Origin of the sequence: uncultured Streptococcus sp. (assembly GCF_938036805.1) — a bacterium.
Taxonomy (GTDB): Bacteria; Bacillota; Bacilli; order Lactobacillales; family Streptococcaceae; genus Streptococcus.
This window is the reverse complement of the sequence record NZ_CALHWC010000018.1, coordinates 1-8,986: the sequence shown is the minus strand read 5'-3', so window position 1 is coordinate 8,986 and position 8,986 is coordinate 1. Positions and strand designations below refer to the sequence as shown.

Below are 8,986 nucleotides of genomic sequence, written 5' to 3'. Positions count from 1 at the left end.
CCTCTCTACCATTGATCAAGTAGCGTCGATGTTCGCTATTGTAGCCACCCATACGCCCCATGAGTTGGTTGAAAAGGTCATCCATACTGTTAAAATTGTTGTAATTATTGTTCATAGTATTGCCTCACTTTTATATTTTTCTTTACATAATTTCTATTTTTGCTGAAATTTTAGATAAGAAATCTTTTGCTTATCTACTATAAATATTCATTTGGGAGATTTTCTCCTATCTGTTATTTTACATAACTTATTTTATTTCCAAAAATCAAGACTGAGTCAGTCTCTACTTTTATGAGTGAATCAAATTTCTTTCAGAAGAGATGATTTTACATAACTTTTAATCCTCCCAAAAATAATCGCCTACTGGCTATTTCCTCATCTTCTGAATACATTCTGCGTAAACTTTTTGTTTACATTTGTAATTATACACTCTTCATTCCCACTTGTCAATAGGTTTGAGTAAAAAATTTACATAATTTTTTAAAATCAAAAAACTTCCTCCACATAAAAACATGAAGAAAGCTTCTCTATTTTGATACAAGTTAAATCATATACTCTACACTATAACTGGCATCCGACAGAATGCGGGACAGAAACTGTTTGGTCCGCTCCTCCTTGGGACTGGTGAAGAATTCCTGTGGAGGATTTTCTTCGATGATGTGACCTCCGTCCATAAAGATGACATGGTTGGCCACATCGCGGGCAAAGCTCATCTCATGGGTCACAACGACCATGGTCACTCCCTCCTGAGCCAGCTGTTTCATGACACTAAGGACTTCGCCGACCAGTTCCGGATCTAGAGCCGAAGTTGGCTCATCCAGCAGGATGACATCTGGCTTAACAGCAATGGCACGGGCAATCCCAATCCGCTGCTGCTGACCGCCTGATAACTGAGAAGGATAGTAGTCCTTGTAGGCTAAAAGTCCCACACGCTTCAAAGACTCTTCTGCAATCTCAAGCGCTTCTTCCCTCGGTATCCTACGAGCGATCACTAAGCCCTCTAAGATATTTTCAAGGGCGGTTTTATTGGCAAAGAGATTATAGTGCTGAAAGACAAAGGCCGTCTTTCTGCGTATTTCCAAAATTTCCTTTTTGCTGAGTTTAGCCAAATCATAGTCCTTACCAGACAAAGTCAGCTGGCCGCTATCCGCTTTTTCTAAGTGATTTAGACAGCGCAGAAATGTTGTTTTCCCAGAGCCTGAGGGCCCCAGGATAACCACAACATCGCCTTGATTAACCTTGAGACTGACGTCTGCCAGCACCTGATGCTCTCCAAATCGTTTGGAGATATGTTTTACTTCTAACATAATCTTTCCTTCCTAAGCAAGAGCGTAGCGCTTTTCCAAGCCCCTAAACATCCACTGAATCAAGCCACAAATAATGAGATAAATAACAAAAATCACCAGGTAAGACTCTGAATACTGGTAAGAATGGGAGGCCTCTATCTTAGCCAAGGCTGTGATATCCTTGACCGTCATGACAAATACCAGCGAAGTTCCCTTGACTAGATTGATAACCAGATTGGCCAGATTGGGCAGGGCAGAGCGCAGAGCCTGAGGAAAAACAATCCTCCGATAGGCTTGAAAATTCGTTAAACCAATCGCTTGAGCCGCCTCCAACTGCCCTTTATCCACTGTCAAAATGGCAGAGCGCAGTATTTCCGACAAACTCCCTGTTGTCATCAGGCTATAAATAATGAAAGCATAGTAAAGCGGATTGAACTTAAAGACGTCTACCTGACTGCCCAGACTTTTGAAAATTTGATTCAGTAAGCTAGGAAAAAGACTGTAGAAAAAGAGGATAAGTAAAATGGGCGGAGTCGCCCGAATGAAGGCCAGATAAACCACTGAAAAGGTCCGCACACCTCGAACTTTATAAATCTGTCCCAGAGCTAGAAGCAGAGCCGGAAGAAAGCTGAGCAGAATAGCCACTACCATAATGGTCAAGGTTATCGGTATGCCTTTCAACGTTACCAGAAAGGTATTTACAATATAATTCAAATCCATGCTTTACCTCTCCTTGACTGTCAGACTTTTTTCCAGAAGCTGGGAAGCCAGCGAAACCACTAGGGCAATCCCCCAGTAAATCAAGGCCACCGCTGTATAGGTTTCGAGGGAATAATTGCCTAGATTACGACTGATAAGATTTTGCCCCGCTCCCATGACATCAACTGCTCCAATCGTATAGGCCAACGCAGCATCCCGCATGAGATTAAGAAAGGCGGTAGTCAAATTGGGCAGGGCGATGCGAAAAGCCTGTGGCAGAATGATCCGCAGAAAAGTCTGCACTGGTGTCAAGCCAATACTGAGACCCGCCTCGGTCTGTCCCTTGGAAACAGCAAGATAGGCTGCCTTGAAAACTTCTGCAATCATGGCCGCAAAGAGCAGAATCATGGTAATAATGACAAATACGGTCCGGGACAAATTATTAATATCCAGTCCCAACCACCATTTTAAAAACTCTGGAATGCCATAGAAGACCAAGAAGAGCAGGACTATAGGCGGTGTACATCTAAGGATAAATATATACCCTCTAGCTAGACCAGCAAAAGTCTGCTCCTCCGCAACTTGAGCCCAGGCCAACAGACCACCTAGCAAGGAGCCAATTAAAACCGGCACGAACATAATCCATAAAGTAGTCGGCAAAGCCTGTAACAAACCAGGCAGCAGGCCAAAAACACGGGACAAATCATAAGCGACCATACGGTCTCCTTTCTCCAGCTTTTAGTCTTTATCTACATAAGAAAAGACATCTTCACCAAAGTACTTTTCCGATAATTTAGAGAGTGTCCCATCTTTTTCTAGCTCTTTAATAGCCTTTTCATAGGCTTTGGCAAACTCTTCATTCTTTTTATCTTTATGAATGAGTGGATAAGTAGGGATACCCTTATAAGGGAACCAGCTCAACTGGTCCGCATACTGATGATAGGAACCTGCCTTGTCTGTGACAGCTTTTTCAAAGGACAATTTGATATCAAAGAAGGCATCATAGCGTCCTTCCAAGACCCAAGCATAGGCATCCGCTATCTGAAAAGACTCTGCTGCGGTCAACTCAATTGGACTAACACTGTGCTTTTTGTTGTACTCTTCAATCACTGTCCATTGAGCATTCTGTGGTGAAATCGGTACTAATTTCCCTTTTTCTTTGGCAAAATCATCAATATTTTTAAATTTATTTGCATCCGCTTTTCGAATGGTGAAGCCGATGATACTAGCACCGATTGGGCTTTCTGGAATGATGAACTTCTTCGCCCGCTCTTCAGTGTACCAAGCTCCCTTGGTTCCGATATCATATTTCCCAGATTCCAAACCAATCAAAAGATCTTCATCACTAGTGCCAGTATATTCGAACTGATAATCTGGCAATTTTTCATCAATGGCCTTGAGTACTGCTACTTCATACCCATCTGACTGGCCTTTTTCATCCAAAAAGTCGTAAGGAACGTAGTTTTGCGTATGAGCTACTTTTAAAGTCGTGACCTTGTCACTGCCTGATGTCGAACTACTCGCCTTGCTGGATGAAGCCCCCGTCAAGGTCCGTCCCAAATAAGTCGCAGCGACAATAGCAATCACAGCTACTCCACCGATAATCCATTTTTTCTTACTCATTCTTTCGTCTCCTTTTTATGCTAAACTTGCTGCTTGGCGAACCCACTCAATCCGCTCTGAATCAATATCGCTTGGGATGGTGCAATCAGCCCCAATAATCAAAGCATCCTTGCCAGCCTCTGCTATCAAGCGCTTGGTTTCATTTTGAATGGCTTCTTGGCTACCTGTGTAGAGCAAACCAGTCTTGCCATTTTCAAAGCCACCAAGAACAGTCCGACCGCCGAATAATTTGCGACCTTCTGCCAAACTGATGCCTTCTGGCCCCACTGCCCAGTTAATAACCTGAGCTGGATAATCTGTGAAAAGATGAACGTCATTTCGCGCGCCTTCGTAACCGCAAATGTGCAGAATATTTACTCCGCCAGCTGCATTGGCTGCTTCCAGCACCGCTAATTCACTAGGAGCGATGAAAGCCTTGTAGTCTTCGGCCGACACTCGCGCATCCTGAATACTCTGAACGCTAAGGTAAATTCCATCCGCACCAGCTTCCTTGATAATGCGCTCTGTCAGAGCCGCAATATCTTGAGCAATTACATCCAGCACCCGCTTTGTCACTTCCGCATCTTCTGCTAGAAAATCTGCAATGATGTCATCTCCCCCAGCAACCTTGCCAACCAACCATTTGAAGTAGGTCACCGGCGCAAAAATATTGTAAATAGCAACCAAATCCTCTGTGAAGCCGGCCCTAATCTTTTGAACCAGCTCCACCTGCTCACTGATCCAAGGATGGTCGGCGCCTAACGGCTCGATATCTGCCAAGTCCTTGATAGATTGGACTTTTTTCAAGCGCTCATTCGGATAGGCAAAATAACCATCGCTCATCAGTTTGACAAAGTCTGGCTTGACTTCTGATAGAAATGCTTGATGGCCTGCCAAATTTTTATCAATAATAGTCTGATTGCCAAAACCAGCCAGCCACTCATCCTCGCTGGTAAAATGATGCCAGAAACCAACTGGTACTCGGTCAACTTTTTCCCCCTTAAAGGCTTTTAAAACCAACTCTCTTTTAGACATAACTTGCTCCTTTTCAATTTGATTGCTATTATCATATCACTGAAAAGTGAGCTTTCCAAATATATATTTCCTATCAGCCCGATTAAAAATATTTATAAGAGTAAATTAAAAAAGCTAGCTCGAGCTAGCTTTACCAAGGTTTTTCAGCTTTCGATGAAAAACCTGTTTTTTCTTACTATTTTTAGAAAGGCAAGATATATATTTTCTATGGGAGAGATAGGCAATCTTTATCAAAAGACCTCTACTTCGATCTTACTTACCCTTAGCTGCAAAATACTCCCGCACAAGCGGTGCAACCTTGTGCCAAAGAGTTCGATAGACTGGAGAACCTGCTCATGCGGAAGCGATCCCAAGGGCAGATGCAACATGAAGCGGTCCAGTCCCAGCTCCTCTATCATCTTGATCAATTTCTGAGCGACCTTTTCAGGACTACCGACAAACATGGCCCCCTCTGGTCCTACCTGATCTAGGTATTGCTCATAGGTCATCTCCCGCCAGTGAGGGCGGTCCTTAGAGATAGCGTCCACTACCTGCTTGGTTGGATGGAAGTAAGTCCGGACCGCCTCCTCATTGTCCTCCATGACCCAGCCCCAAGAGTGGGCAGCGATCTTCAACTTTTCATCTGAGAGACCACTTTCCCGTCCAATCCGGCGATACGCATCCAGCAGGGGCTTGAAGCGCTTAGGCTGTCCACCGATAATGGCATACGCAATCGGTAGGCCCTTCTGGGCGACCTTAATGGTGGACTCAACATTGCCTCCCGTCGCTACCCAAACCGGCAGTGTTTCTTGCACCGCCCGTGGGTAGACTTCCCGATTGTCAATAGTCTGCGTCAGCTTACCCTTCCAATTCAACCGCGTCTCGGCACTAGCATAGAGGAGCAGATCCAACTTTTCATCAAAAAGCTCTTCATAATCCTTCAAGTCATAGCCAAAGAGCGGAAAGGACTCGATAAAAGATCCACGACCAGCTATGACCTCTGCTCTGCCATTTGACAAAGCATCAATCGTCGCATACTGCTGGTAGACTCGGATAGGATCCAAGCTCGACAAGACACTGACAGCACTAGTCAAGCGAATCTTCTCTGTCTTGACAGCACCAGCCGCCAGCACAATCTCCGGTGCAGAGACGGCAAAGTCCTCTCGGTGATGCTCTCCAATACCATACACGTCCAGCCCCACCTTGTCTGCCAGCTCGATCTCTGCTACCAGCTGCCGAATCCGTTCGTCATGAGTATAGGTCTGCCCTGTCCCCTCCAGTGGCGTTGTCTCTCCAAAAGTAGAAATACCTAATTCCACCATGTTCTGTCCTCCTGATATTTAAGATGAAAATATTTTATCGCTAATTAGTAATATATGCAAAAATAATACTCACTTCATTGTCCATCTGCATAGAATAACATGGTTTTGTCATGATAGAAAGAGACTTCAAAAGAGCACCATCACCAAAACACCATACCAAAAGCCCCAGAAAAATCTGAGGCTTGGTATTCTTATCGAGATTCATTAAGACGGTTATTCTACCGTTACAGACTTAGCGAGATTGCGTGGTTTATCCACATCCAATCCGCGATGCAAGGTTGCAAAATATGCAATCAATTGAGTTGGCACCACCATAGAGATTGGTGACAAATAAGGGTGAACTTGGCTCAGGACAATATCGTCTCCATCCTTAGCCACATTTTCCTCCGCAATAGTCAAAACTTTGGCTCCACGCGCCACAACTTCAGAAACATTTCCGCGAGTATGGCTAGCCAAGACCTCGTCTGAAAGTAGGGCTAGAACAGGTGTTCCCTCTTCAATCAGAGAAATAGTACCATGCTTGAGTTCTCCTGCCGCAAAGCCTTCACACTGAATGTAGGAAATTTCCTTAAGCTTAAGGCTAGCTTCCATCGCCACATAATAGTCCTGACCACGACCGATATAAAAGGCGCTGCGAGTTTCCGCCAACAAGTCACGAACCTTGCTTTCGATCAATTCTTTCTCAGAAAGAGTAGACTCGATAGACTGGGCTACGATAGACAGCTCATGAACCAAGTCAAACTTCTTGGCTTTTTCATTGCCATTGGCATCACCGACCGCCTTGGCCAAAAAAGCTAGGGCAGCGATTTGTGCAGTATAGGCTTTGGTTGAAGCTACAGCGATTTCTGGTCCAGCATGGAGAAGCAGGGTATGCTTGGCTTCACGAGACAAGGTTGAGCCTGGCACATTAGTCACTGTCAAGCTAGGAATACCCAGTTCATTAGCCTTGACTAAAACCTGACGGCTATCAGCTGTCTCACCAGATTGGCTGATAAAGATGAAAAGTGGCTTCTTGCTCAGAAGCGGCATAGCATAGCCCCATTCAGAAGAAATACCCAGTTCAACTGGCGTATCCGTCAGTTCTTCCAACATCCGTTTAGAAGCATAACCCGCATGATAAGAAGTTCCAGCAGCAATGATATAAATGCGATCCGCTTCTTGGATTGTCTTGATGATGGCAGGATCAATCAACATCTTATTATTGTCATCCGCATAAGTGCTGATCAGCTTCCGCATCACGGTTGGCTGCTCATCAATTTCCTTCAACATATAGTAAGGATAAGTACCTTTGCCGATATCAGACAGGTCCAGCTCAGCAGTATAGCTACCACGTTCAAGAACATTGCCTTCGTAGTCTTGCACTTCTACGCTATTAGCCGTCACGATAACCAGCTCTTTATCATGGATTTCCATGTATTCGCTGGTCTCACGAATCATAGCCATGGCATCGGAGCAGACCATATTGTAGCCGTCACCCAAGCCAATCAAAAGCGGAGATTTGTTTTTGGCAACGTAGATCGTAGAAGGATCCTGAGCGTCTACCAAGGCAAAAGCGTAAGAACCTTCGATAATGTGAAGAGCCTTGCGGAAAGCGTCAAGAACAGAGAGACCGTCTTCTTCCGCGAATTTCCCAATCAAATGAACTGTAATTTCTGTATCTGTCTGCCCTTTAAAATCATGACCAGCAAGATAGTTATTTTTGATATCCAGGTAATTTTCAATCACACCGTTGTGAACCAAAACAAAACGGCCTGTCTGAGAAGTGTGAGGATGGGCGTTATTCTCACTTGGTTTTCCGTGGGTTGCCCAGCGCGTATGCCCAATACCTGTTGAACCCGCTACATCCATGCCAATCTTGGCACGAAGATCTGCAATCCGACCAACAGACTTGACCAGGCTAGATTTTTCTCCTGTTGTCACAAAAATTCCAGCCGAATCATAGCCTCGGTATTCTAACTTTTCAAGTCCTTGCATCAAAATATCTGTTGCATTGCGGTTTCCCACAACTCCGACGATTCCACACATAGATTTATTTCTAGCCTTTTGCTGGCAAAAAGCTAGTTCCTCCTTTATTAAAAATTGGTATAGTCTTATTTATCTTTTTATCGAGAGACAAAGACATTATACACACCGATTTGACATTTGTCAACATAAAATTGGTATAGTTTTGAGACAAGAAAAATTTGTTTAAAAACAAAAAAGCCTCCCATCGGAAGACTTTCCCATATAAATAAGAAAAAGCAGGCTCAATGCCCCTTGTGCTTTTCCAATCGTTTTTGCTGTTTGAGTTCGAATTTCCTTTGCTTAGCCAGTTCTTTCTGCTGCTTGCGTTTGACTCGAGCAACTTGCTTTTGCTCTTCAAATTGCAGTTGCAGCGCTTCCTGAGACTTTGAAGAACGTGAAGCCATCTGCTCCTTTTTAGCCTGTCTCTGCAGGCGTTTAGGACTGACCGACTTAGTCTTTTCCTTCACCCTGATGCTAGGACTAAACTGCAACCGATGATAATAACGGTTTAGAAAATCCAGCAGTTCCTGCGTGCTAGGCTCTGCACCAAAGGTGACTCGGCAGACTCTATAAGATTGAGCATGTTCCTGCTCGAAAAGACCGTGCCAAAATCCCTCTTCAAAATAAACTGTCAGCGTCATTGAAATCCTATCCATGACAGCACCTCCTTTAAAAATCCCTAAGAATGGACAACCAAGGAGGAAGGTTACTGACAAAAAATGGATTTTTGCGTCTGGACTACCAACCAGAACTGTGTTTTTATCTTAGTAGCTACAGTCTAGCAAGATTTTCTAAAAAATTCAAGGAAAGCTAAAAATTGTACCGATCGAAGACAAAGTAAGGCTAACGAAAAACATCTGAAGTCAGAGAGCTAATTTGAGCTCGGGCTAAAATCCTAGTGAAAACAAAAAAGCCCTCTGAGATCAGAGAGCTTTATTCTTGCTGGATAAAATGTTTCTAGACAAGGCGACGAGCCGAAGATTGTACGAAAATTTTAGTGAAACAAAAAATCTCCCCGAAGGGAGATGATCTGGTTTATTTTACCTTACAGTGCTAGGA

Annotated in this window: 7 protein-coding genes and 2 pseudogenes; all 9 read right to left on the bottom strand. The window is 44.0% G+C overall.

Annotated features, from left to right (window positions below; translation table 11 throughout):
* Positions 1 to 115, bottom strand: a pseudogene (locus Q0191_RS00860) (Clp protease); the annotation flags it as partial.
* Between the two features lie 427 nt (positions 116 to 542).
* On the bottom strand, positions 543 to 1,307 hold the full coding sequence (locus Q0191_RS00855) for an amino acid ABC transporter ATP-binding protein (RefSeq protein WP_297662961.1): 765 nt from the start codon (positions 1,305 to 1,307) through the stop codon (positions 543 to 545).
* 12 nt (positions 1,308 to 1,319) lie between these two features.
* Positions 1,320 to 2,006 (bottom strand): amino acid ABC transporter permease, encoded by a 687-nt coding sequence (locus Q0191_RS00850; RefSeq protein WP_297662959.1) that lies wholly within the window; start codon positions 2,004 to 2,006, stop codon positions 1,320 to 1,322.
* Between the two features lie 3 nt (positions 2,007 to 2,009).
* Positions 2,010 to 2,702, bottom strand: coding sequence for an amino acid ABC transporter permease (locus tag Q0191_RS00845; protein WP_297662957.1), 693 nt, complete (start codon positions 2,700 to 2,702; stop codon positions 2,010 to 2,012).
* 21 nt (positions 2,703 to 2,723) lie between these two features.
* Entirely contained in the window at positions 2,724 to 3,608 is an 885-nt protein-coding gene (locus tag Q0191_RS00840) for a transporter substrate-binding domain-containing protein (protein WP_297662955.1), read from the bottom strand.
* Positions 3,609 to 3,623: 15 nt separating this feature from the next.
* Positions 3,624 to 4,622, bottom strand: a complete 999-nt coding sequence (locus Q0191_RS00835; protein WP_297662954.1) for a uroporphyrinogen decarboxylase family protein — start codon at positions 4,620 to 4,622, stop codon at positions 3,624 to 3,626.
* A 252-nt stretch (positions 4,623 to 4,874) separates the two neighbouring features.
* Positions 4,875 to 5,923 (bottom strand): annotated as a pseudogene (locus Q0191_RS00830) (LLM class flavin-dependent oxidoreductase).
* 213 nt (positions 5,924 to 6,136) lie between these two features.
* Positions 6,137 to 7,948: a glutamine--fructose-6-phosphate transaminase (isomerizing) gene (gene glmS, locus Q0191_RS00825; RefSeq protein ID WP_297662953.1), complete on the bottom strand. Its 1,812-nt coding sequence runs from the start codon at positions 7,946 to 7,948 to the stop codon at positions 6,137 to 6,139.
* A 221-nt stretch (positions 7,949 to 8,169) separates the two neighbouring features.
* Positions 8,170 to 8,583: a YjdF family protein gene (locus tag Q0191_RS00820; RefSeq protein WP_297662951.1), complete on the bottom strand. Its 414-nt coding sequence runs from the start codon at positions 8,581 to 8,583 to the stop codon at positions 8,170 to 8,172.
* Positions 8,584 to 8,986: the final 403 nt, after the last annotated feature.

What these genes read in the sequence shown, in the direction of transcription:
- Q0191_RS00855 (WP_297662961.1), bottom strand. Translation starts at nt 1,307, where the DNA reads ATGTTAGAAGTAAAACATATCTCCAAACGATTTGGAGAGCATCAGGTG.
- Q0191_RS00850 (WP_297662959.1), bottom strand. Translation starts at nt 2,006, where the DNA reads ATGGATTTGAATTATATTGTAAATACCTTTCTGGTAACGTTGAAAGGC.
- Q0191_RS00845 (WP_297662957.1), bottom strand. Translation starts at nt 2,702, where the DNA reads ATGGTCGCTTATGATTTGTCCCGTGTTTTTGGCCTGCTGCCTGGTTTG.
- Q0191_RS00840 (WP_297662955.1), bottom strand. Translation starts at nt 3,608, where the DNA reads ATGAGTAAGAAAAAATGGATTATCGGTGGAGTAGCTGTGATTGCTATT.
- Q0191_RS00835 (WP_297662954.1), bottom strand. Translation starts at nt 4,622, where the DNA reads ATGTCTAAAAGAGAGTTGGTTTTAAAAGCCTTTAAGGGGGAAAAAGTT.
- glmS (WP_297662953.1), bottom strand. Translation starts at nt 7,948, where the DNA reads ATGTGTGGAATCGTCGGAGTTGTGGGAAACCGCAATGCAACAGATATT.
- Q0191_RS00820 (WP_297662951.1), bottom strand. Translation starts at nt 8,583, where the DNA reads ATGGATAGGATTTCAATGACGCTGACAGTTTATTTTGAAGAGGGATTT.